Annotated in this window: 23 protein-coding genes and 1 tRNA gene; 7 read left to right on the top strand and 17 right to left on the bottom strand. The window is 62.7% G+C overall.

Translation table 11 applies throughout. From position 1 onward, the window contains the following. Positions 1-60: 60 nt before the first annotated feature. Positions 61-480 carry a hypothetical protein gene (locus J2X35_RS06145; RefSeq protein WP_244478725.1) on the bottom strand — a complete coding sequence of 140 codons (420 nt, stop codon included), beginning with the start codon at positions 478-480 and terminating at the stop codon, positions 61-63. Positions 481-504: 24 nt separating this feature from the next. After that, a complete protein-coding gene (locus J2X35_RS06140) occupies positions 505-1,212 on the bottom strand; it encodes a metal-dependent hydrolase (RefSeq protein WP_310183005.1) in 708 nt (235 codons plus the stop codon). A gap of 68 nt (positions 1,213-1,280) precedes the next feature. Between J2X35_RS06140 and ruvX the strand changes: the two genes are divergently transcribed. Continuing rightward, a complete protein-coding gene (gene ruvX / locus J2X35_RS06135) occupies positions 1,281-1,772 on the top strand; it encodes a Holliday junction resolvase RuvX (protein WP_310183003.1) in 492 nt (163 codons plus the stop codon). Here the strand turns inward: ruvX and J2X35_RS06130 are convergent. Further along, entirely contained in the window at positions 1,705-2,040 is a 336-nt protein-coding gene (locus J2X35_RS06130) for a DUF6105 family protein (RefSeq protein WP_310183001.1), read from the bottom strand. The two genes, ruvX and J2X35_RS06130, sit on opposite strands and share 68 nt — an antisense overlap. Further along, positions 2,040-2,594 (bottom strand): hypothetical protein, encoded by a 555-nt coding sequence (locus tag J2X35_RS06125; RefSeq protein WP_310182998.1) that lies wholly within the window; start codon positions 2,592-2,594, stop codon positions 2,040-2,042. Before J2X35_RS06125 ends, J2X35_RS06130 begins: the two co-directional genes overlap by 1 nt. Before the next feature lie 169 nt (positions 2,595-2,763). Between J2X35_RS06125 and J2X35_RS06120 the strand changes: the two genes are divergently transcribed. Then, a complete protein-coding gene (locus J2X35_RS06120; protein WP_310182996.1) occupies positions 2,764-3,702 on the top strand; it encodes an AEC family transporter in 939 nt (312 codons plus the stop codon). On the opposite strand, the gene J2X35_RS06115 is transcribed toward J2X35_RS06120, so the two are convergent. Beyond that, entirely contained in the window at positions 3,684-5,315 is a 1,632-nt protein-coding gene (locus J2X35_RS06115) for a DNA alkylation response protein (RefSeq protein ID WP_310182995.1), read from the bottom strand. The genes J2X35_RS06120 and J2X35_RS06115 overlap by 19 nt on opposite strands. Positions 5,316-5,486: 171 nt before the next feature. Between J2X35_RS06115 and J2X35_RS06110 the strand changes: the two genes are divergently transcribed. From J2X35_RS06110 to dprA, 4 genes are read left to right on the top strand one after another with little or no spacing between them, the layout of a single operon-like run. After that, a complete protein-coding gene (locus J2X35_RS06110; protein ID WP_310182993.1) occupies positions 5,487-6,449 on the top strand; it encodes an aspartate carbamoyltransferase catalytic subunit in 963 nt (320 codons plus the stop codon). Then, the gene (locus J2X35_RS06105; RefSeq protein WP_310182991.1) at positions 6,449-7,735 is read left to right on the top strand and encodes a dihydroorotase; all 1,287 of its coding nucleotides are present in this window, start codon (positions 6,449-6,451) and stop codon (positions 7,733-7,735) included. The genes J2X35_RS06110 and J2X35_RS06105 overlap by 1 nt, the downstream gene beginning before the upstream one ends. Before the next feature lie 35 nt (positions 7,736-7,770). After that, entirely contained in the window at positions 7,771-8,358 is a 588-nt protein-coding gene (gene plsY / locus J2X35_RS06100) for a glycerol-3-phosphate 1-O-acyltransferase PlsY (protein ID WP_056109645.1), read from the top strand. After that, positions 8,358-9,491 (top strand): DNA-processing protein DprA, encoded by a 1,134-nt coding sequence (gene dprA, locus J2X35_RS06095; RefSeq protein WP_405023181.1) that lies wholly within the window; start codon positions 8,358-8,360, stop codon positions 9,489-9,491. The genes plsY and dprA overlap by 1 nt, the downstream gene beginning before the upstream one ends. A 16-nt stretch (positions 9,492-9,507) precedes the next feature. Here dprA and J2X35_RS06090 read toward each other — a convergent pair. After that, a tRNA-Lys gene (locus tag J2X35_RS06090) sits at positions 9,508-9,582 on the bottom strand. Between the two features lie 328 nt (positions 9,583-9,910). On the opposite strand from J2X35_RS06090, the gene J2X35_RS06085 reads away from it, so the two are divergent. Further along, complete coding sequence (locus J2X35_RS06085; RefSeq protein ID WP_056109643.1) at positions 9,911-10,393, top strand: BA14K family protein; 483 nt, start codon at positions 9,911-9,913, stop codon at positions 10,391-10,393. A gap of 60 nt (positions 10,394-10,453) precedes the next feature. Here the strand turns inward: J2X35_RS06085 and glpK are convergent, their stop codons facing one another. From glpK to J2X35_RS06030, 11 genes are all read right to left on the bottom strand, one after another. After that, a complete protein-coding gene (glpK, locus tag J2X35_RS06080) occupies positions 10,454-11,944 on the bottom strand; it encodes a glycerol kinase GlpK (protein ID WP_056115509.1) in 1,491 nt (496 codons plus the stop codon). An 87-nt stretch (positions 11,945-12,031) separates the two neighbouring features. Further along, positions 12,032-13,756: an ABC transporter substrate-binding protein gene (locus J2X35_RS06075; RefSeq protein ID WP_056109641.1), complete on the bottom strand. Its 1,725-nt coding sequence runs from the start codon at positions 13,754-13,756 to the stop codon at positions 12,032-12,034. A 75-nt stretch (positions 13,757-13,831) separates the two neighbouring features. Further along, positions 13,832-14,098, bottom strand: coding sequence for a DUF2160 domain-containing protein (locus J2X35_RS06070; protein WP_056115507.1), 267 nt, complete (start codon positions 14,096-14,098; stop codon positions 13,832-13,834). Between the two features lie 133 nt (positions 14,099-14,231). Beyond that, positions 14,232-14,582: a hypothetical protein gene (locus J2X35_RS06065; protein WP_310182989.1), complete on the bottom strand. Its 351-nt coding sequence runs from the start codon at positions 14,580-14,582 to the stop codon at positions 14,232-14,234. Beyond that, on the bottom strand, positions 14,582-15,457 hold the full coding sequence (locus J2X35_RS06060) for a carbohydrate ABC transporter permease (RefSeq protein ID WP_056115504.1): 876 nt from the start codon (positions 15,455-15,457) through the stop codon (positions 14,582-14,584). Before J2X35_RS06060 ends, J2X35_RS06065 begins: the two co-directional genes overlap by 1 nt. 44 nt (positions 15,458-15,501) lie before the next feature. Continuing rightward, positions 15,502-16,368: a carbohydrate ABC transporter permease gene (locus J2X35_RS06055; protein ID WP_056109637.1), complete on the bottom strand. Its 867-nt coding sequence runs from the start codon at positions 16,366-16,368 to the stop codon at positions 15,502-15,504. A gap of 2 nt (positions 16,369-16,370) precedes the next feature. Further along, entirely contained in the window at positions 16,371-17,450 is a 1,080-nt protein-coding gene (locus tag J2X35_RS06050; RefSeq protein WP_310182987.1) for an ABC transporter ATP-binding protein, read from the bottom strand. 10 nt (positions 17,451-17,460) lie between these two features. Next, positions 17,461-18,540 (bottom strand): ABC transporter ATP-binding protein, encoded by a 1,080-nt coding sequence (locus tag J2X35_RS06045; protein WP_310182984.1) that lies wholly within the window; start codon positions 18,538-18,540, stop codon positions 17,461-17,463. Between the two features lie 31 nt (positions 18,541-18,571). After that, on the bottom strand, positions 18,572-20,101 hold the full coding sequence (gene glpD, locus J2X35_RS06040; protein ID WP_310182983.1) for a glycerol-3-phosphate dehydrogenase: 1,530 nt from the start codon (positions 20,099-20,101) through the stop codon (positions 18,572-18,574). Between the two features lie 126 nt (positions 20,102-20,227). Next, positions 20,228-20,995, bottom strand: coding sequence for a DeoR/GlpR family DNA-binding transcription regulator (locus J2X35_RS06035; protein WP_056109629.1), 768 nt, complete (start codon positions 20,993-20,995; stop codon positions 20,228-20,230). Between the two features lie 172 nt (positions 20,996-21,167). Continuing rightward, the gene (locus J2X35_RS06030) at positions 21,168-21,899 is read right to left on the bottom strand and encodes a peptidase (RefSeq protein ID WP_056109627.1); all 732 of its coding nucleotides are present in this window, start codon (positions 21,897-21,899) and stop codon (positions 21,168-21,170) included. Between the last annotated feature and the right edge of the window lie 24 nt (positions 21,900-21,923).

Raw genomic sequence — 21,923 nt, 5'->3', positions numbered from 1 at the left:
GCAGCGCTTGCCACGCAACATGCGTCGTCCGGGCGTATCAATGTTGCGCCAGCCGTTTCGTCACGGCATGGACAGCCCTTCGCACAGGACATAACTGCCGCCATTGCCACCGACCTCCCCTTCGGCGGAAGCTGGCGTGACGGAGACCAGTTCGATCTGCGTCGGAGACATCTGCGTTACCGACAGCACATCGGGAGACAAGTGGCCTGGCTCCTGGCAGATGGCTGTAACCGCCCAGGCCGGCGACCGTTGCGCCTTCGTCACCTGAACGAACTCGCAATTGTATTCGACGCTTTCGAGTCCGCGTTCCGAGAGCACGATGTTGCCGGCTTCCGCGACGGCTTCGACCCCCTCCTTCTTGGCTTGCGCGCAAAGCTCCTCGGTCTGGAGATAAACGCCCTTGATGAAATCGTCGGCGGCGAGAGCCGAAGACGGACTGGCAATGATCATGCCAGCGAGAAGAAAATCCCCCAAACGCATATTCCTGCTCCCTTTTTTTGGCTGTTAAACATCTACGCTCTCGCCGACCCCGGGCACCACGACCCGGATGCCGGAGCCATCCAGCCCGTCGACGAACCTGTCGGGCGTCTGGTCGAGCAACGAAAACGTCGCATAGTGGCAGGGCACGACGGCCTCGAAGTTGAAGAAGCGCCGGCACGCAAGCGCCGCCACCGCCCCGCCCATGGTGAAACGGTCGCCAACGGGCACCAGACCGATCTTCGGCTCATGCAGTTCGTTGATCAGCGCCATGTCGGAGAAGATGTCGGTGTCGCCCATGTGATAGAGCGTCTTGTCCCCGGGAAAATGCAGCACAAGGCCCCCGGGATTGCCCATGTAGGTATTTTGTCCGCCCTCGCCCGGCACCGACGAAGAGTGCAGAGCCTGTACGAAAGTCGTGGTGAAACCGTCGCAATCGACGGTGCCGCCGATATTGCCGGGATTGATCTTTTTGTCGCTGACGCCCTGGCCGACCAGGAACATGCATATTTCGAAATTCGCGACCAGCATGGCGCCGGTCTTTTTCAAAACCTCCGCCGCGCCGCTGATATGATCGCTATGGCCATGCGTCAGCAAAACATGCGTGACGCCTTCAGCAGGGCCTTCCCACCCGCCTTCCCACGAGGGATTTCCGATAAGATACGGGTCTATAAGGATTTTCAGGTCACCGGTTTCGATGCGAAAGGCCGAATGCCCGTACCAGGTAAGCTTCATCCACAGTCTCCTCGATTTTTCGTTCCCCAGAGGATAGAACGGCATCGGTTCAAGTCAAAGGAAAGCACGTGGGCATTGTCGCCGTCGAGGAACTGCCGCTCTACCTGCGGAACGGCAGGACGCTCGCGGGGCTGGACCTCGGCGACAAGACGATCGGCATCGCCGTATCGGACAGCGGGCTGTCCTTCTCCCATCCCCGGCCGGTCATCATGCGCAGGAAGTTTTCGCTCGATGCCGACGTATTGCTGGCCCAGTTCACCAGGGACAATGTCGGCGCGGTGGTGCTTGGCCTGCCGATCAACATGGATGGCTCGGAAGGGCCAAGGGCGCAGAAGTCGCGCGCGTTCGTGCGCAACATGGCATCGCTGACCGCCCTGCCCTTTGTTTTGTGGGATGAACGGCTTTCCACGGTTGCCGCGGAGCGCACCCTGATCGAGATGGATTTTTCGCGCCGCAAGCGCGCCGGCAAGATCGATTCGGCCGCCGCCGCGTTCATTCTGCAGGGAGTTTTGGACCGTCTCCAGACACTTCGTAACGCGGCTCGAAATGACGGGCTTTGAAGCCCGAATACCATGATGCGATGGCTTTGCGCCTGCGGAACGCCAGGATCGCGAAAAGCAGGCACGAGTCCAGCACGCAGGCCTTGGCGACCATGCCCGGAATGGCGGCGGGGTCGATTCCCAGGATTTCGCCGTAGAGCTCGAACACAAGATCGTGCAACTGCCGGCTCAGCATCACGTAGCCGAAATTCATGTCGTTGAGCGACAGGAAGAACCAACCCCAGAAAAGCGCCAGCGGCGCGGCCCACAGGATAAGCACGTAGCGCATCACCTGCCCTCGTGGTTCGATGGGAGGACGGCAAGCCGGGGACGCGTATAGACCCGCGCCGCGCCCATCGCCATGGCGCGGGCGGCTTCGCGGCTGTCATTCGACCGGGCGGCTGCAGCAAGCCGGGCATTTCCAAGCCGTTCACCCACGCACGTCACGTAGCAGGCCGCAAGCGCCGCCATCTGGATCGTAACAGCGACGAAGACGCCATCCATGTCCGCTGTCGTACCGGCGACAAGTGTCGCGGAGAGCATCAAGCCAGCCGCGGTAAATGCCGCTTTCACCACAGATTCGGTGCCTTGAGGCCGGTCCGAATCTCCGATGAACAACTCGACGCTGGCCCAGCAGAACAAGACTGCAACCAGCAACAGCGCTACAGCGACTGGAATCGCCAGCCCGGCCCCGGCTGCGCCAATCTGTTCGCCGGTGGCCGGAATGCCGATCAATCCGAGCGCCGCCTCAATGCCGTACAGTCCGCCGATGCAGGCAAACGCCGGTATGGCGAAGGCGACTGCCCAATGGAGGCACAGAAATGATGACAATATCTGGCGCATAAGGTCCCTGCCGATAGTATCCAACGACAGTGGGCTTTGCGCATGTCGCCCGCAATGGAAACCATTTGTTAAGGTTAACGGCCATCCACAAGGCCAAGACCGGTGACAGGCTGGTCCATTTACATCCCCACCCCGGCTGGTATGGCTCGCCCGCGATACGGGGTGGCCCATGCAAGCGACGTTCGAAAGTCTCCTGCCGATTTTCCTGCTGATCCTCAGCGGACACATAATGTGCCGCGTCAAACTGATCGACGCCGAAGGTTGGGAAGGCATAAACCAGCTTGGCTACTGGCTGTTCTACCCGGCGCTGATCTTCGTCACCATCGTCAATGCGGATTTCAGCGGCCTGGAGCTCGACGCGATGATGCTGGCGCTGGCCGTGACCCTGCCGCTGGTGTTTGCCCTGGTGCTCGGCCTGTGGCCATTGCTGCGCCGGACCGGTCTGGTGCGGCGGGAAGAGTTTTCGTCCGTTTTCCAGACATCCGTTCGTTGGAACGCGTTCATGGCGCTGGCGATCGCGCAAAAACTCTTTCCGCCGGCCGGCATGGCTGTCATCGCGCTGATGATGGCGGTCATCATCCTGCCGATCAACCTGATGACAGTCTTCGTCGTCACCCGCTTCGCCAACAGAAGCGCCGACTGGACGACGATCATCCGACGCATCCTGACCAATCCGATGGTCATTGCCGCCGCGGGCGGTGTGCTCTGGCGCGCCCTGCCCTTTCCGCTCTACGCGCCGGTCGAGAAATCCCTGGATCTGATCGGTCAGGCCGCGCTCGGGCTTGGGCTTGTCGGCATCGGCGCGGGCTTGCGGCTGGGCAGCCTGGTCGAGCCGCGGCTGGCGATCCTGATACCGGTGGTGGTCAAGCTGATCGTTTTTCCAGCACTGCTGCTGGCGGTCGCCCTCGCCTTCGGCGTCACTGGCGAGGCGCTGCTGTTTCTCGTCCTGTGTGGCGCGGTGCCGACCGCGCTGAATGGATACGTCCTGGCCAGGCAGATGGGCGGCGACGCGGAACTCTACGCGACCGTGACGACGCTGCAGACCTTGCTGTCCTTCGCCACCATTCCGGCGATGCTTGCCATCGCGGCTCAGTTCGTCGGCGGATAGAGCGTGTCGATGATCATGCGCGCGTCATGGCGCGAATCGATCATGCCGTAGGTCGTTCGCCATTGGCCGGCGAGGCGCGTCTCGACAAAGGCGTCGGCAATGCGGCCGGCGCCGAGACGGCGCAATTCGGCGGCAGCGGCGGAAAGCGCGAGCTGTTCGGTCAGGATGCGCGCCGAGCCTTCGTCGGTCGACGCCACCTGCATGGCGGCGCGCAGCACGCTGATGGTTCCTCTTCCGTTTGCGCCGAGGTCGCGGTCGATGCCCGAAAGCACATCTTCGAAAAGAGCGGGGGCGCGGCCGAGCACGCGCAGCACGTCCAGCGCCATCACGTTGCCGGAGCCTTCCCAGATGGCGTTGACCGGCGCCTCGCGATAGTAACGCGCCAGCGGCCCCTCCTCGACATAGCCGTTGCCGCCCAGGCATTCCATAGCCTCGTAGAGCAGCGCCGGCGCGAGCTTGCACACCCAGTATTTCACCACCGGCGTCATGGCGCGCGCAAAGGCCGCCTCGCCACGGTCGCTGGCGGCCTCGTCGAAGGAGCGCGCCAGCCTGAATGACAGCGCCGTAGCCGCCGCGACATCCAGCGCCATGTCGGCAAGAACGCGCTGCATGATCGGTTGGTCGATGAGCGGAGTGCCGAAGACCTGGCGATGGCGGGCGTGGTTGACGGCTTCGGCCAGCCCGGCGCGCATGATGGCCGAGGAGGCAATGGCGCAGTCGAGCCGCGTCAGCGTCACCATGTCCATGATGGTCTTGATGCCTTCGCCGGGCTCACCGACCATCTCGGCGATGGCGTTCTCGAACTCGACCTCGGACGAGGCATTGGAGCGGTTGCCGAGCTTGTCCTTGAGCCGCTGGAAACGGAAGCCATTGCCGGTGCCGTCGCCGAGGATCCGCGGCACGAGGAAGCAGGAAAGGCCTTCCGGCGCCTGCCCCAGAACAAGGAAGGCATCGGACATCGGGGCCGACATGAACCATTTGTGGCCAGTTAGGCGGTAGAAGCCGCTCGAACCGGCGCGCTCGGCCTTGGTGAGATTGGCCCGTACGTCGGTGCCGCCCTGCTTTTCCGTCATCCCCATGCCGAGCGTCAGGCCGGTCTTTTCGACCGGCGGCTTCTGACTCTGGTCGTATTTGCGCGTCGTCACGCGCGGCGCCCATTCGCGGAACAGCTTCGGATTGCCCATCAGCGCCGCCAGCGAGGCGCTGGTCATGGTGATGGGGCAAAGATGACCGGTCTCGAGCTCCGCTGTCAGGTAGAAGCGCGCGGCGCGCACCTGATGACGGCGTCCGATCTCGGTGTCGCCATTTTCCCAGACCGAGGAATGCAGCCCGATCGCCACAGACCGGCGCAGCAGCGCGTGATAGGCGGGATGGAACTCGACGAGATCAATGCGCCTGCCCTGCCGGTCATGCGTGCGCAGCTTCGGCGTCTCGACATTGGCCAGGCGCGCGAGGTCCTGCGCTTCCTGGGTCAGCACAAAACGGCCGAGCCCGTCGAGCTCCTTGCGGACCGGGTCGGAAAACCGCTCGGCCAGCTGGATCAGCAGAGGATCGCCCCGCCAGGCGTTGCCGCCCGTGAGCGGCGGCGGCTGATTGATCACCTCTTCAGTCACACACCATTCCTTGTCGCATTTCCGGGTCGCATTCCGACTGCGAATCCGCAGTGCCCGCCGGGTTATAGCGGAGGCATGAGGGCGGTGCGACGAAAATACCGGTGGAAAGCCCGCCTATCCAGAGGCAGCGCTTGCGGGTCCTGCTTCTCGGCCCTATAGCAGCGCTTTGACATGACCGACACCGCGTCTCTGCCAATCTACCGCCACCGACATCTGCTCGGCATCCGCGATCTTTCCCCATCCGACATCGAACTTCTGCTGGAACGGGCCGACCGCGCGGTCGCCAATTCCCTGCAGGTCGAGAAGAAGACATCGACCCTGCGCGGCCGCACGCAGATCAATCTCTTCTATGAGGCGTCGACGCGCACGCAGTCGTCGTTCGAACTGGCCGGCAAGCGGCTGGGCGCCGACGTCATGAACATGTCGGTCGCCAGTTCCTCGGTGAAAAAAGGCGAAACGCTCATCGACACGGCGATGACGCTGAATGCCATGCACCCTGACATCCTCGTCATCCGCCACCAGTCGGCCGGCGCTGCGGCGCTTCTGGCGCAGAAGGTCGGGTGCGCGGTGGTCAATGCCGGCGACGGCACGCATGAGCATCCGACGCAGGCGCTGCTCGACGCGCTGACCATCCGGCGCGCAAAGGGGCCGCTGTCGAAACTGATCGTGGCGATCTGCGGCGACATCCTGCATTCGCGCGTCGCGCGCTCCAACATCCTCCTGCTCAATGCGCTCGGCGCGCAGGTGCGGGTCGTCGCGCCCTCGACGCTGCTGCCGACCGGCATCGAGCAGATGGGCGTCATCGTCCATCGCTCGATGGCGGAAGGGCTGAAGGACGCCGACGTGGTGATGATGCTGCGCCTGCAGCGCGAGCGCATGGCCGGCGCCTTCGTGCCTTCGGTGCGCGAATATTTCCGCTATTTCGGCCTCGACGCCGAAAAGCTCAGATACGCCAAGCCGGACGCGCTGGTGATGCATCCCGGCCCGATGAACCGCGGTGTGGAGATCGCCTCCGAGATCGCCGATGGCCCGCAAAGCGTCATCCAGGAACAGGTTGAGATGGGAGTCGCGGTGCGCATGGCCGTGATGGAAGCCCTGCTCGACTCACGGCGCGGTACGGAGGAGCGCAGCTGATGACAGCCACCGTCTTCCACCGCGCCCGCATCGTCGATCCTTCGCGCGGCCTCGATGAAACCGGCACCGTCATCGTCGATGGCGGCAAAATCCTCGCGTCTGGTGCCTCCGCATTCAACCAGGGCACGCCCGAGAGCGCCACGGTCGTCGATTGCGCCGGCAAGGCACTGCTGCCCGGTCTGGTCGACAGCCGCGTCTTCATCGGCGAACCAGGTGGCGAGCATCGCGAGACCATCGCGTCGGCAAGCGTCGCGGCCGCGGCGGGCGGCGTCACCTCCATCGTCATGATGCCTGATACAGATCCCGCGATCGACAATGTCGCGCTGGTCGAGTTCGTGCTGCGGACCGCGAAGGACACGGCAATCGTCAATGTGTTTCCGGCAGCGGCCATCACCAAGCAACTCGCCGGCCGCGAAATGACCGAGTTCGGCCTGCTGCGCGAGGCGGGCGCCGTCGGCTTTACCGATGGGCGGCACACCATCGCCAGTTCGCTGGTGATGCGCCGGGCGCTGACCTATGCGCGCGACTTCGGCGCCGTCATCGCGCATGAGACGCAGGATGCCGACCTTGCCTCGTCGGGCGTGATGAACGAAGGGCTTTACGCAAGCTGGCTCGGCCTTGCCGGCATTCCGCGCGAGGCCGAGGCCATCCCGCTGGAACGCGACCTGATGCTGGCGCGGCTGACCGGCGGCGCCTACCACGCCGCCAAGATATCGACCGCTCTTTCCATTGAAGCGATCCGGCGCGCCAAGGCCGATGGCGCCAGGGTCACGGCGGGCGTCGCCATCCACAATCTGGCGCTGAACGAGAACGATGTCGGCGAATACCGGACCTTTTTCCGGCTGATGCCGCCGCTGCGCGCCGAGGAAGACAGGCTTGCCATGATCGAGGCGCTGAAGGACGGTACGCTCGACGTCATCGTTTCCTCGCACGACCCGCAGGACGTCGATACCAAGCGCCTGCCCTTTGCCGATGCCGAGGCCGGCGCGATCGGACTTGAGACGCTGCTGGGCGTGGCGCTGCGGCTCTATCACAATGGCGACGCGCCCCTTCTGCGGCTGGTCGAAACCCTGTCCACCGCCCCTGCCCGGCTGTATGGGCTGGAGGGCGGCACGCTCAAACCCGGATCGCCGGCCGATATCGTTCTGGTCGATCTGGACGAGCCGTGGATTGTCAGCGAAAGTGCCATCCGCTCGCGTTCGAAGAACACCTGTTTCGAGGGAGCGCGGCTGCAAGGCCGGGTCTTGCAAACGATGGTCGCCGGCCACACTGTATTTTCGGTCTAGCCGGCTTCCAAGACCGGCAGCGCCTTGGGGGGATAATGTCGCTCTTTCCGGTTCTAGCCCTGGTTTTCGGCTATCTCTGTGGGTCGATCCCATTCGGCCTGCTGCTGACGCGTTTTGCCGGCCTGGGCGACGTGCGCCAGATCGGCTCCGGCAATATCGGCGCCACCAACGTGCTGCGCACGGGCAACAAGGGATTGGCCGCGGCCACCCTCATCCTCGACGCTCTCAAGGGAACCGTGCCGGCGCTGATCGCCCTGCGCTACGGCGCGGAGACGGGTGCGCTCGCCGGATTCGGCGCGTTTCTGGGCCACCTTTTCCCGGTCTGGCTCGGCTTCAAGGGCGGCAAGGGCGTCGCCACCTATCTCGGCGTGCTGATCGGGCTTGTCTGGCCGGTCGCGCTGGGCTTCATGGCGGTCTGGATCGCCGTAGCGCTTGTATCCCGCTATTCCTCGCTTGCCGCGCTCACGGCCTGTGTCGTGGTGCCGGTCGCGCTCTATTTGTTCGGCTGGCATGAATACGCCGCCTATTTCGCCGTCATGAGCGTGCTGATCTTCTACAAGCACAAGACCAACATAGCGCGGCTGACGGCCGGCACCGAAGGCCGGATCGGGGCCAAGGGCTGATGGTTGCCAGCGCCTCGCCGCTGCTCAGCGACCGGCAACGGCTCAACTGGCTGCGCCTGATCCGCACCGCCAATGTAGGCCCGGCCAGCTTTCGCGATCTCATCAATCGTTTCGGCTCGGCCGAGGCCGCGCTGGAAATCCTGCCGGAACTGATGATCTCCGGCGGCGCCAGCCGGCTGCCGCGCATTCCGGCCGTCAGCGAGATCGAAGCGGAATTGGAACTGGCCCGGAAAGCCGGAGCACGATTCGTCTGCATCGGCGAACCGGACTATCCGGCGCCGCTGAAGGAAATCGACAATCCGCCGCCGGTGCTGGCCGTCAAAGGCGACGGCGCGGTGCTGCGGATGCCGGCCATATCCATCGTTGGCTCCCGCAACGCTTCGCTCACCGGCATGAAGATGGCGCGGATGCTTGCCGCAGAACTCGGCCGCGACGGCTATGCGGTGGTCTCGGGTCTTGCGCGCGGCATCGACACGGCCGTGCATCAGGGCAGCCTCGACACCGGCACCATCGGGATTTTGGCTGGTGGGGTCGATCAGCCCTACCCGCCCGAGAACATCGAGCTTTGCACGGAAATCGCCCGCCGTGGCGGCGCCATTGTTTCGGAAATGCCGTTCGGCTGGCAGCCGAGGGCGCAGGATTTTCCCCGTCGCAACCGGCTGGTCGCCGGCATGGCCATGGGCCTCGTGGTGGTCGAGGCGGCGCAGCGGTCAGGGTCGCTCATCAGCGCCAGGCTGGCCGGCGAAATGGGTCGGCTTGTCTTTGCCGTGCCGGGCTCGCCGCTGGACCCGCGCGCCGGCGGCACCAACGGCCTGCTCAAGGACGGCGCCATTCTGGTGACGGAAACCGCCGACATCACCGGCGCCATCCAACCCATGGCCGGCTCGCAACCTTCGTTCCGGGCTTCGCTGGAAGAACCGCCGGATTTTTCCGCGATCCAGCCACCTGGCGACACCGAACGGGACCGCGTGGTCGAGGCGCTGGGACCTGCGCCGGTCGCCATCGACGACATCATCGTCCATACCAGCCTGCATCCCGCGCAGGTGTTCATGGTGCTTCTGGAACTGGATCTTGCCGGACGCCTGGAGCGCCATTCGGGCGGACAGGTATCCCTGCTCTTCAATGCCGGGTGACGCAATCAACAGGAAATGGTGAGCCGGGTGGGGATCGAACCCACGACCACATGATTAAAAGTCACGTGCTCTACCGCTGAGCTACCGGCCCATCCCTGATGTTTGCCACGAAGGGAAATCTTCCCGCGCCTCAACATCGTTGCATCGATGCCAGTACGCATCTGGCGGCGCTGCGTTCGGGAAAACAGCCCCCGAAAATTGCGCCGGAACATAGGGAGAGTGCGGGGGCCGGTCAACCGGAAAAACCCATAAAGTCCTGTGTATTGCGCTTATGGGCGGGCGCGCCCGCAATCGGTATCTTCCAGCATTTAGCGGCCTGTCTCGACCGCGGGCATCGGCCGTATGCGCGGAACAAATTCCCGTCCTGGCCGTTTCTAGCGCAAAGGGACTTCCATCAACCCCTTCCGAGGAGAATCTCCATGACAAAGTTCATGTCTACGCTACTGGCGACGACACTGTCTGTTTCGTTCGCCTTCGCAGCAGCGGTGCCGGTCAATGCCGCGCCTGTCATGCCGACAGTCAATGCGCCCGCGGCGTCATCCGATGTCCAGCAGGTGCAGGAACGGCGGCTCCTTCGCCGTCATATCATTCGCCGCGGCAACGGCACCGTCATAAGACGTGACGTCATCCGACGCGGCGACGGTCACTACTGGCGCGGCCATCGCGGATACCGCTACCATCGCCCGGGATACCGTCGCCACGGGGACTTGTGGTTCCCGCTTGCCGCCTTTGCCACGGGCGCCATAATCTCCGGCGCGATCGCCAACGACCGGCCCCCGGCCTATCGCGGCGGCAGCGCGCACGTGCAGTGGTGCTATGACCGCTACCGGTCGTACCGGGCATCCGACAACACGTTCCAGCCATATAACGGTCCGCGTCAGCAGTGCTATTCGCCCTACTGACAGCGCACTGTCGAGCAATCCCGATCTGGAAAGAACCCGCGCTTGACCGCGCGGGTTCTTTCATGCGCTGAGGGTGCGGCGCACCGCGTCATGCCAACCCTTCAGCTTGGCCGAGCGCGTCGCCTTGTCCATGTCCGGCTCGAAGCGCCGGTCGAGCGACCACGCCCTGGCGAACTCCGCCATTTTCGGCCAGACACCGGCCTGCGAGCCCGCGAGCCAGGCCGCACCCAACGCGGTGGTCTCGAGAATTGTCGGCCTGTCGACGGGCGCGTCCAGCACATCGGCAAGGCGCTGCATCGTCCAGTCCGAAGCGACCATGCCGCCATCGACCCGCAGAACGGTCCTGGCGGCTCCGGACTTCCAGTCCTTGCGCATCGCGTCGAGCAGATCGCGGGTCTGGTAGGCGACCGATTCCAGCGCCGCGCGCGCGAATTCGGCCGGGCCGGAATTGCGCGTCAGGCCGAAGATCGCGCCCCGCGCCTCCGCATCCCAATGCGGCGCGCCGAGGCCGACAAAGGCCGGCACCAGATAGACATTCTGCGTCGGATCGGCCTGCGCGGCGAGTTCGCCGCTTTTCGCCGCCTTGTCGATCATCCTGGCTCCGTCGCGGAGCCATTGTACGGCCGCGCCGGCAATAAAGATCGACCCCTCGAGCGCATAGGTGGTCTTGCCGCCCAGCCGATAGGCAATGGTCGTCAGCAGGCGGTTTTTCGAACGCACGATGTCGGCGCCCGTGTTGAGGATGGCGAAGCAGCCGGTGCCGTAGGTCGATTTCATCATTCCCGGCTTGAAGCAGGCCTGGCCTATGGTGGCCGCCTGCTGATCGCCGGCGACCCCGAGGATTTTTATCTCGGCGCCGAACAGGTTTTTCTCCGTGATTCCAAAATCATCGGCGCAATCTTTGACTTCCGGCAGCAGCGATGCGGGAATGCGAAGAATCTTGAGCAGTTCCTCGTCCCAGGCATTGGTCGCGATGTTGTACACCAGCGTTCGCGAGGCGTTGGTGGCATCGGTGGCGTGAACCTTGCCGCCCGTCAGCCGCCAGATGAGGAATGTGTCGATCGTTCCGGCAAGCAGTTCGCCCTTCTCGGCGCGCTTGCGGGCGCCCTTGACCTTGTCCAGGAGCCAGGCGATCTTGGTGCCGGAAAAATACGGGTCGAGCAGCAGGCCGGTCTTCTTGCTGAACTTCGGTTCCAGACCCTGCTTCTTCAGCCTGGCGCAGAGCGAGGCCGTGCGGCGGTCCTGCCAGACGATGGCGTTGTGGATGGGCGTGCCGGTGGCCTTGTCCCAGATCACCACCGTTTCACGCTGGTTGGTGATGCCGATGGCGGCGATATCCGAGGCGCTGCGCTTTGCCGATTTCAGCGCGGCCTTCACCGTTGCGACGACGCTCGACCAGATTTCCTCCGGATCGTGCTCCACCCATCCCGAAGCCGGATAGTGCTGGGTGAACTCCTTTTGACCGGAGCCTGCCGGCTTCATCTGGCCGTCGAAGACGATGGCGCGTGAGGATGTGGTGCCCTGGTCTATCGCGAGGATGTAGCCGCTCATGGTGTCTCCCTGTTCCATATGAATGAGGGAGACGGCCATGTGCCGCCTCCCCCATGTCACGACGTCGCCACTTTGGCGCGGCGGACCTTACTTCTGCCAGCTCTTGACCAGTTCGTCGTAGTTGACGGTCATCGGCTTTTCTTTCTCGTTCTCGATCTTCAACTGCGGGGCAAGGTTGCCTTTGGAAACGGCGTCCTTGTTCCAGTATTCGAGATCGTGCTCCTCGGCCATCTTCGGACCGATGTCGCCCTGGACGCCGGCGCGTTCCAGGCGCTCCATGACCTTCTCCTGCTCGGCGCAGAGGGAGTCCATGGCTTCCTGGGCCGTCTTGGCGCCCGACGAAGCGTCGCCGATCGCCTGCCACCACAACTGGGCGAGCTTCGGATAGTCCGGCACGTTGGTGCCGGTCGGCGACCACTGCTTGCGGGCCGGCGAGCGATAGAACTCGACGAGGCCGCCGAGCTTGGGTGCGCGGTCGGTGAAGCTCTGATGGTCGATCGTCGACTGACGGATGAAGGTCAGACCCATATGGCTCTTCTTCACGTCGACAGTCTTGGAGGTCACGAACTGCGCATAGAGCCAGGCGGCCTTGGCGCGGTCGTCCGGCGTCGATTTCATCAGCGTCCAGGAGCCAACATCCTGGTAGCCAAGCTTCATGCCGTCCTTCCAGTAAACGCCGTGCGGCGACGGAGCGAAGCGCCACTTCGGCGTACCGTCCTCGTTGACCACCGGCAGACCCGGCTTGACGAAATCGGCCGTGAAGGCGGTGTAGGTGAACATCTGCTGGGCTACTTCGCCCTGCGATGGCACCGGCCCCGATTCGGAGAAGGTCATGCCTTGCGCCGCGGCTGGAGCGTAGGCCTTCAGCCAGTCGAGGTATTTCTGGATCGCATAGACCGAGGCCGGGCCGTTGGTGTCGCCGCCGCGGGCGACGCAGGAGCCGACCGGGCGCGAATTCTCGTCGACCTTGATGCCCCATTCATCGACTGGAAGGCCGTTGGGCAGGCCCTTGTCGCCGTTGCCGGCCATGGAAAGCCACGCGTCGGTGAAGCGCCAGCCGAGCGACGGGTCCTTCTTGCCGTAGTCCATGTGGCCATAGACCTTCTTGCCGCCCACCTCGCGGCCGGTGAAGAACTCGGCAATGTCCTCATAGGCCGACCAGTTGACCGGCACGCCGAGGTCGTAGCCGTATTTCGCCTTGAAATCGGCCTTGTTCTTTTCGTCGTTGAACCAGTCGTAACGGAACCAGTAGAGGTTCGCGAACTGCTGGTCGGGCAACTGGTAGAGCTTCTTGTCCGGCGCGGTGGTGAAAGACGTGCCGATGAAATCGGCGAGGTCGAGACCGGGATTGGTGACATCCTTGCCCTCGTTCGCCATCCAGTCGGTCAGATTTCGAACCTGCTGGTAGCGCCAATGCGTGCCGATCAGGTCGGAATCGTTGACCCAGCCGTCATACAGGTTCTCACCCGTCTGCATCTGGGTCTGGATCTTTTCGACAACGTCGCCTTCCTGGATCAGATCGTGCTTGAGTTTGATGCCGGTGATGGCGGAAAACGCCGGCGCGAGCACTTCGGATTCATAAGAATGCGTGGTGATGGTTTCCGACACCACCTTGATTTCCATGCCGGCGAAAGGCTTCGCGGCATCGATGAACCATTGCATTTCCTTTTCCTGGTCGGCGCGGGAGAGCGAGGATTGATCCCCGATCTCCTTGTCCAGGAAAGCCTTGGCTTCGTCCATGCCGGCATAGGCGTTAGTGGCGCCCAAAAGCAGGACAAGTGCGGTGGTCGATGTTAAAAATTGACGTCGCATGAGTCTCCTCCACATTGGTTTCAAGTGCGATGCGGAGCGGTCGCCTGCACGCGACCGCTCCAACGAATTCTCCCCCTATACGTAGCGAAATACGCCAATGGCGTAGACCACGGAGAGAGCGAGAGCCCACCACAGGCTGGGTCCGACAAGACCCAGCCAAGCGAGATGGATAAAGGCGCTGCCAAGCAGCGATATGAAAAGCCGGTCGCCGCGCGTCGTCTCGAAGCGCAGGACGCCAACGCGCGGATTGCCGCCGGGCGAGGCGTACTCCCAGACGGCCATCAGCGACAGCAGCGCGAAAATGGTCAGGAAAAACATCCCGGTCGGGAAGGTCCATGCCATCCAGCCGCCCTTGAGCAGGGGCGCGGTCCAGTCGCGCACTCCATCCTTGGCGGGAACGGCAGAAGCAAGCAGCCCCGCCAGAACGGCGTAGAAGACAAGCACGGAAATGAAGGGGACAGGCCAGCGGCGAGACCTAGTCATGGCGTCTCCTGTCATGCTGCCCTTCCAGAGGGGGTGCTTTCAATGCACTGGCAGCTAATGCCGAGCAGATGCCGGCAAGATGATTCAGGGCATGCCAAGGCAAACCGAGTGAAAGTGGTGAGTCGGAATCGCTCGATTCTGATCGCAGGTCTGTGAGATCGTCTTTTGCATCCGACAAGACAAGGTCCGGCTTCTCGATCGAGAAGACCTCAGTCGGAAACACGGACCAGTAAAATGGCCGATCTATATCAATCGTCTCGATCCCCGACGCCAAAACTTTGTCGAAAACTGACAGCGCGAGGTTACGCACCTCTTTCACGGAAATTGTCTGACGTCCGTCCATCAAACCCTCCCCAGGGCAAAGCCCTTGGCGATGTAGTTGCGCACGAACCAGATCACCAGCGCGCCGGGGATCAGAGTCAGCACACCGGCGGCGGCCAGCAGCCCCCAATCCATGCCGGAGGCCGACACGGTGCGGGTCATCACGGCTGCGATCGGCTTGGCGTCGGTCGTCGTCAGCGTGCGGGCCAGAAGCAGTTCCACCCACGAGAACATGAAGCAGAAGAAGCAGGCGACGCCGATGCCGCTGGCGATCAACGGCATGAATATCCTGATGAAGAAGCGCGGGAACGAATAGCCGTCGATATAGGCGGTCTCGTCGATCTCCTTCGGCACGCCGGACATGAAGCCTTCGAGGATCCACACCGCCAGAGGCACGTTGAACAGGCAGTGCGCCAGCGCCACGGCGATATGCGTGTCGATCAGCCCGAATGCCGAATAGAGCTGGAAGAACGGCAGCGCGAAAACCGCGGGCGGCGCCATGCGGTTGGTCAGCAGCCAGAAGAACAGGTGCTTGTCGCCGAGGAAGCGATAACGCGAGAACGCATAGGCCGCCGGCAGCGCCACGGCGACGGAAATCACCATGTTCATGACCACATAGGTGATCGAGTTGATGTAGCCCGAATACCAGGACGCATCGGTGAAGATGACCGCGTAATTGCGCAGCGTCGGCGCGTGCGGGTACAGCGTCATCGACGATATGATCTCGGTGTTCGTCTTGAAGCTCATGTTGATGAGCCAGTAGATCGGCAGCAGCAGGAAGACGATGTAGATCGTCGGCACCAGCCACCACCAGCGCGACTGGCCGCCGCGTTTGCGCATGCGCCGGGCGATGATGTCGGCGCCCGCGGCCGCAGGCGTCCCGGCCGCCGGTATCATGCCGGCGCGGCCACTGTCGGTCCTGTGTTCGACGCCCGACATTCTCAGCGCTCCGCGTCGTAGTTGGTCATCACGGTGTAGAACACCCATGACAACAGCAGGATAATGAGGAAGTAGACGATCGACATCGCCGCCGCCGGACCGAGGTCGAACTGTCCGAGCGCCGTCTTGACCAGGTCGATGGAGAGGAACGTCGTCGAATTGCCCGGCCCGCCGCCGGTGACGACGAAGGGTTCGGTGTAGATCATGAAACTGTCCATGAAGCGCAGCAGCACGGCGATCAAAAGCACGCGCTGCATTTTCGGCAGCTGGATGTAGCGGAAGACCGACCAGCGCGACGCGCCGTCGATCTTGGCGGCCTGGTAGAACGCGTCCGGTATCGACACGAGGCCGGCGTAGCACAGAAGGACGACGAGGCTCGTCCAGTGCCAGACATCCATGACGATGACCGTGACCCAGGCATCGAGCGAGTCGCGGACATAGTTGTAGTCGATGCCGATCGCGTTGACGTAGTAGCCCATGAGGCCGATGTCGCTGCGGCCGAAAACCTGCCAGATGGTGCCGACGACATTCCACGGAATGAGCAAGGGCAAGGCCATCAGCACGAGGCAGACCGGCACGCCCCAGCCGCTGCGCGGCATGTTGAGCGCGATGAAGATGCCGAGCGGCACTTCGATGGCCAGGATGATGAAGGAGAAGACAAGGTTGCGTCCCATCGCCGCCCAGAAGCGGTCGGAATGCAGCACTTCCTCGAACCATTCGGTGCCGGCCCAGAAGAAGACGTTGTTGCCGAACGTATCCTGGACCGAGTAGTTGACCACCGTCATCAGCGGGATGACGGCGGAAAACGCCACCAGCACCAGAACCGGCAGGACGAGGAACCAGGCCTTGTTGTTCCAGGGTTTGTCCACGGTCATGCGCCTCCGCTGCGGTCGAGATCGACACGCCAGGAGTCGGCGTAGATGTTGATGCCGGCGGGATCGAAACGGATGCGCGGCTCGGCCGGAACCTCGTCGTCCTCGCCGAGAATGGCTGCGATGTCCCGGCCTTCCAGCGTCGCATGGACCACTTTGTGCCGCCCGACATCCTCGACCTTGCTGACCGACACCGCCATGCCGTCCCTGCCAAGGCGGACATATTCGGGGCGGATGCCGAGTTCCATCGCGCCCGTTGCCTCTTTCGGCGCTCCAGGCAGTTCGATGGCCTGTTCTCCGAGCCGGGCGGTGTGGCCATCGACCGATACCGGCATGAAGTTCATGCCGGGCGAGCCGATGAAGTAGCCGACAAAAGTATGCCTGGGCCGTTCGAACAGTTCCGCCGGCGTGCCGATCTGGACGATCTCGCCGTCATACATGACCACGACATTGTCGGCGAAGGTCAGGGCCTCGGTCTGGTCATGGGTGACATAGACCATCGTGTAGCCGAAGCGCCGGTGCAACTGCTTCAGCTGCGAGCGCAGCACCCATTTCATGTGCGGGTCGATCACGGTCAGCGGTTCGTCGAACAGGATGGCGTTGACATCGGACCGCACCAGTCCACGGCCGAGCGAAATCTTCTGCTTCTGGTCGGCGGTGAGGCCCCGCGCCTTGCGGTTGGCCCAGTCCGTCAGGTCGATCATCTCCAGCGTCTCGCGGACTTTGCGGTCGACCTCGGCTTCCGGCACGCTGCGATTGCGCAGCGGGAACGCCAGATTGTCGTAGACGGTCATGGTGTCGTAGATGACCGGAAACTGGAACACCTGCGCGATGTTGCGTTCCTGGGTGGAAAGGCGCGTCACGTCGCGGCCGTCGAACAGAAGCTGGCCGTGTGAAGGATAGAGCAGGCCTGAAATGATGTTGAGCAAGGTGGTCTTGCCGCAGCCGGAGGGACCCAGCAGCGCATAGGCCCCGCCATCCTCGAAGGTGTGATGCACTTCCTTGAGCGCGAAATCCGAATCCTTCGCCGGGTTCGGCAGGTAGGAGTGACGGATGTGGTTGACTTCGATGAGCGCCATCGCCCTCTCCTCACGCCGCCAGTTTCGGCGCGGTCATCGCCCGGCCGACATCGTCGAAAACCATGATATGGCGCGTGTCGATGAAGACCTCGACCTGTTCGTCCGGTTCGAGCTTGTGGATGCCATGGGCCAGCATCACCCATCGCGCATCGGCGAAATTCAGATGCACGAAGCTTTCCGAACCGGTGATCTCGGTGATCGAAACTTTCGTCTGCACCGGAACAGCCGCGGCATTGCGCCGTTCGAACGACAGATGGTGCGGCTGGAAGCCGATCGTATAGGGGCCGTCAGCGATGCCGGCGAGGCTTTCCGGTACCGGCAGCTTCACGCCGCCTTCGAGCAGGAAGCTGTTGCCTTTCTTGGCCAGCACGATCGTGTTCAACGGCGGATCGGCAAACGTTTTGGCCGTCACGAGATCGACCGGACTGCGGAAAACGTCGATCGTCGGCCCGAACTGCGTCACCCGTCCCTGCGACAGCGTCGCCGTATTGCCGCCGAGCAGAAGCGCTTCATGCGGTTCGGTGGTCGCATAGACGAAGATGGTTCCGGCCTCGGCGAAGATGCGTGGCAGTTCCTCGCGCAGTTCCTCGCGCAGCTTGTAGTCGAGGTTGGCCAACGGCTCGTCGAGGAGAACCAGGCTCGCATTCTTGACGATGGCCCGCGCCAGCGCCGTGCGTTGCTGCTGGCCGCCGGAGAGGCTGAGCGGCGTGCGGTCGAGATAAGGCGTCAGCTTGAGCAGCGCCGCCGCCTTGCTCACTTCGCTGTCTATCGTGCCGCGGTCGATGCCGGCGACACGCAGCGGCGACGCGATGTTGTCATAGACGGTCATCGCCGGGTAGTTGATGAACTGCTGGTAGACCATGGCGACGTTGCGCTTCTGCACCGGACGACCGGTCACATCCTGGCCGTCGAAGAAGATCGAACCGGAGGTGGGGACATCAAGGCCTGCCATCAGCCGCATCAGGCTGGTCTTGCCTGACAGCGTCGGGCCGAGAAGGACATTCAGGGAGCCATGCCGAAAGGTCAACGACACATCCGAGATGTGGGTTGCGGCGCCGACGACCTTTGTCACATTCCTCAGTTCAAGCATGCCGTTCCTCCCCTGGTCCCGGCGCCCGTTTCTATTCTGCCGCTTCCGTCTTCTGACCGCCAGTCTTGCGCATATAGTCAGTCAAAGCCGTCACTTGCTCCCCGGTCAGGTGGAGCCCGCGCTTTGTCCGCCGCCACAGCACGTCCTCCGCCGTGACGGCCCATTCGTTTTCGATGAGATAGCGAACCTCGGCTTCGTAGAGGTCGCCGCCGAAATCGCGGCCAAGATCGGCGATGGACTTCGCCAGGCCGAGCAGATTGTGCGCACGCGTGCCGTAAAGGCGGGTCAGGCGCCGGGCCAGACGGGCGTCGAGAAAGGGATAAGCCTTCTTCAGCTTCGCCACCTGGGCATCGAAGCCGGTGGCCGGAAAGTCGCCACCGGGCAGCGGCGCGGCTTGCGTCCATGGCTTGCCGCGGGCTCCCAGAAACTCCTCAATCTTCTCCAGCATCGATTCCGACAGCCGGCGATAGGTGGTGATCTTGCCGCCAAAGGCATTGAGCAGTGGCGGTTCGCCGTGGCCGCCCTCAGCCTTGAGCACGTAGTCGCGCGTGGCTTCCTGTGCCTTCGAAGCACCGTCGTCATAGAGCGGACGCACCGCCGAATAGGTCCAGACAATATCTTCGCGGCGCACCGGCTCGGCGAAATATTCGCTCGCGGCGGCGCAGAGATAATCGATCTCGGCATCGCTGATACGCACATCGTGCGGGTCGCCGGGATAATCCTGGTCTGTGGTGCCGATCAGGGTGAAGTCTTCCTCATAAGGGATGGCGAAGATGATGCGGCCATCCTTGTTCTGGAAGAAATAGGCGCGCGAATCCTCGAATTTCTTGCGTATGACGATATGGCTGCCCTGCACGAGCCGGACGTTGTGGATGTCGTTTTGCCCGAGCGTCGCCGACAGCACATGATCCACCCACGGCCCGGCGGCGTTGACCAGCACGCGCGCCCTCACCTGCCCGGTCTCGCCCGTCTGCAAATCCTGAAGCGACAGCAGCCAGACATCGCCTTCGCGGTGGGCGCCGACGACCTTGGTGCGTGTGCGGATGGTGGCTCCGCGATCCGCTGCATCGCGGGCATTGAGCGTAACCAGGCGCGCATCGTTCACCCAGCCGTCCGAATATTCGAAAGCCTTGGCGAACAGCGGTTTGAGCGGCTTTCCCGCGGGGTCGCGCCTCATGTCCAGCGTGCGGGTCGGCGGCAGCAGCTTGCGGCCGCCGAGATGGTCGTAGAGGAACAGGCCGAGCCGGACCATCCAGGCGGGGCGAGGCCCGCCCTTGTGGAAGGGCAGAACGAAGCGCATCGGCCAGATAATGTGCGGCGCGTTGCGCCACAGCACCTCGCGCTCCATCAGCGCTTCCCGAACAAGGCGGAATTCAAAGAATTCGAGGTAACGCAGGCCGCCGTGAATGAGCTTGGTCGATCCCGACGAGGTGCCGCTGGCCAGATCGTTCATTTCGGCCAGAAAAACGGAAAAGCCACGCCCCACGGCGTCGCGGGCTATACCGCAACCGTTTATGCCGCCTCCGATGACAAAAATGTCATGGACCGGGGATGTGGCCAAGACGTCCTCCCTCGATTTCGCGATGCAGCATTTCCTGCATTTTCGAAACCATTTCGACGATAATTCGAAAAGAGAACGAATGTCAAACGCAAACTCAAAGCGTCACGCCGGGTGCTCCGAAGTGTGTCAGGAGCGCTGCGTTTCGATGAGTTCGACCTCCGATTCCTGGCAGATCTTGCGCACGGATGCGATGTTGCATTTGTCGGTGATGAACGTGTCGACCTGGCTCAGATGGCCGATGCGAACCGGCGCGGTGCGCTCGAACTTGGTCTGGTCCGACACCAGAATCACATGCCGGGCATTGGCGATGATCGCCTGCGCAACCTTCACTTCGCGGAAGTCGAAATCGAGGATGGCGCCGTCATGGTCGATAGCGGATGCGCCGATGACGGCATAGTCGACCTTGAACTGCTTGATGAAGTCGACGGCGGCCTCGCCGACAATGCCGCCATCCGAACCGCGAACGACGCCGCCCGCGATGACCACTTCGATCGAAGGATACACCCGCATCCTGTTGGCGACATTGATGTTATTGGTGATGACCATCAGGCCGGCATGATCCAGCAACGCCTTGCCAACGGCCTCTGTCGTGGTGCCGATATTGATGAAGAGTGAGGCGTTGTCGGGAATGAGCCGCGCAGCGGCGAGACCGATCGCTTCCTTCTCGTCGGCGGCGATCTTGCGGCGCGCCTCATACTCCATGTTTTCGATGCCCGACGGAAACAAAGCCCCGCCGTGGACGCGCGTCAGGAGCCGCTGATCGCAAAGATCGTTAAGGTCCTTGCGGATGGTCTGCGGTGTGACGCTGAAATGCGTCGCCAGGTCCTCCACCAGCACGCGCCCATTGTCCTTGGCCATCTGAATGATCTCGGAATGGCGCGGCGACAGAAACATGACAAATCCTCCCGTTTTCGTTTTTCTTTAGCTTAACCGAAAACGAAACCTCTGAAAAGAGCGAGAGCCGGCTAATGGAAAATGCCTGTTTGCAAATGTGAACTTGACGGGGGCTGATATTTCGACCGGTTCGCCGGTCGCGAAACGGTGCGCGCCTCCCGCTTAACCGCGTCTATTCGGAGAAATCCGGAAGGTTCTGGAAAGCGGCCTTCAGAGCGTTCGACCAGCCCTCCGAAATCGTGCGGTAGTAGGCATCGTCCTGAGCGAACCGTTTCCTGATACCGACCTTGAATGTGTCCTTTTCGTAGAACAGCAGGTCGATCGGCAGGCCGACCGACAGGTTCGACTTCAGCGTCGAATCGAAAGACACGACCAGCAGCTTGACCGTCTCGGCAAAGCTCATGGTCCTGTCATAGGCGCGGATGATGATCGGTTTGCCGTATTTGGTCTCACCGATCTGGAAGAAGGGCGTATCGTCGGTGGATTCAATGAAATTTCCCTCGGGATAGATCATGAACAGGCGCGGTTCGCTGCCACGGATTTGTCCGCCGAGGATGAAGGACGCGTTGAAATAGGCGTCCGCGGTTTCGCCGACCGGTATGGACTTGGCGATAACTTCCTTCACGATGTCGCCCACCATGCACGCGGTCTGGTACATCGAGGCGGTTTCCAGCAATGCCTGATGCCGGTCCACAACGGCTTTGCTGCGCTCGTCGAGCAGGCTGACAACGGCCTGCGTCGTCGCAAGATTGCCGGCGGACATGAGGACGATCACCCGCTCGCCGGGCTCTTCCCAGACATGCATCTTGCGAAAGGTCGAGATGGAATCCATCCCGGCATTGGTGCGCGTGTCCGACATGAACACGAGTCCGCGATCGATTTTGAGGCCGACGCAATAGGTCATGGAATCGGTTTCCCGCGTGAGTTT

Origin of the sequence: Mesorhizobium sp. BE184, from assembly GCF_031457045.1 — a bacterium.
Lineage (GTDB): Bacteria > Pseudomonadota > Alphaproteobacteria > Rhizobiales > Rhizobiaceae > Mesorhizobium.
Note: the sequence above shows the minus strand (reverse complement) of the source record. Positions and strands in the feature narration are given on the sequence as shown.

What these genes read in the sequence shown, in the direction of transcription:
- J2X35_RS06145 (WP_244478725.1), bottom strand. Translation starts at nt 480, where the DNA reads ATGCGTTTGGGGGATTTTCTTCTCGCTGGCATGATCATTGCCAGTCCG.
- J2X35_RS06140 (WP_310183005.1), bottom strand. Translation starts at nt 1,212, where the DNA reads ATGAAGCTTACCTGGTACGGGCATTCGGCCTTTCGCATCGAAACCGGT.
- J2X35_RS06130 (WP_310183001.1), bottom strand. Translation starts at nt 2,040, where the DNA reads ATGCGCTACGTGCTTATCCTGTGGGCCGCGCCGCTGGCGCTTTTCTGG.
- J2X35_RS06125 (WP_310182998.1), bottom strand. Translation starts at nt 2,594, where the DNA reads ATGCGCCAGATATTGTCATCATTTCTGTGCCTCCATTGGGCAGTCGCC.
- J2X35_RS06120 (WP_310182996.1), top strand. Translation starts at nt 2,764, where the DNA reads ATGCAAGCGACGTTCGAAAGTCTCCTGCCGATTTTCCTGCTGATCCTC.
- J2X35_RS06110 (WP_310182993.1), top strand. Translation starts at nt 5,487, where the DNA reads ATGACCGACACCGCGTCTCTGCCAATCTACCGCCACCGACATCTGCTC.
- J2X35_RS06105 (WP_310182991.1), top strand. Translation starts at nt 6,449, where the DNA reads ATGACAGCCACCGTCTTCCACCGCGCCCGCATCGTCGATCCTTCGCGC.
- plsY (WP_056109645.1), top strand. Translation starts at nt 7,771, where the DNA reads ATGTCGCTCTTTCCGGTTCTAGCCCTGGTTTTCGGCTATCTCTGTGGG.
- dprA (WP_405023181.1), top strand. Translation starts at nt 8,358, where the DNA reads ATGGTTGCCAGCGCCTCGCCGCTGCTCAGCGACCGGCAACGGCTCAAC.
- J2X35_RS06085 (WP_056109643.1), top strand. Translation starts at nt 9,911, where the DNA reads ATGACAAAGTTCATGTCTACGCTACTGGCGACGACACTGTCTGTTTCG.
- glpK (WP_056115509.1), bottom strand. Translation starts at nt 11,944, where the DNA reads ATGAGCGGCTACATCCTCGCGATAGACCAGGGCACCACATCCTCACGC.
- J2X35_RS06075 (WP_056109641.1), bottom strand. Translation starts at nt 13,756, where the DNA reads ATGCGACGTCAATTTTTAACATCGACCACCGCACTTGTCCTGCTTTTG.
- J2X35_RS06070 (WP_056115507.1), bottom strand. Translation starts at nt 14,098, where the DNA reads ATGGCATGGACCTTCCCGACCGGGATGTTTTTCCTGACCATTTTCGCG.
- J2X35_RS06065 (WP_310182989.1), bottom strand. Translation starts at nt 14,582, where the DNA reads ATGGACGGACGTCAGACAATTTCCGTGAAAGAGGTGCGTAACCTCGCG.
- J2X35_RS06060 (WP_056115504.1), bottom strand. Translation starts at nt 15,457, where the DNA reads ATGATACCGGCGGCCGGGACGCCTGCGGCCGCGGGCGCCGACATCATC.
- J2X35_RS06050 (WP_310182987.1), bottom strand. Translation starts at nt 17,450, where the DNA reads ATGGCGCTCATCGAAGTCAACCACATCCGTCACTCCTACCTGCCGAAC.
- J2X35_RS06045 (WP_310182984.1), bottom strand. Translation starts at nt 18,540, where the DNA reads ATGCTTGAACTGAGGAATGTGACAAAGGTCGTCGGCGCCGCAACCCAC.
- J2X35_RS06035 (WP_056109629.1), bottom strand. Translation starts at nt 20,995, where the DNA reads ATGTTTCTGTCGCCGCGCCATTCCGAGATCATTCAGATGGCCAAGGAC.
- J2X35_RS06030 (WP_056109627.1), bottom strand. Translation starts at nt 21,899, where the DNA reads ATGACCTATTGCGTCGGCCTCAAAATCGATCGCGGACTCGTGTTCATG.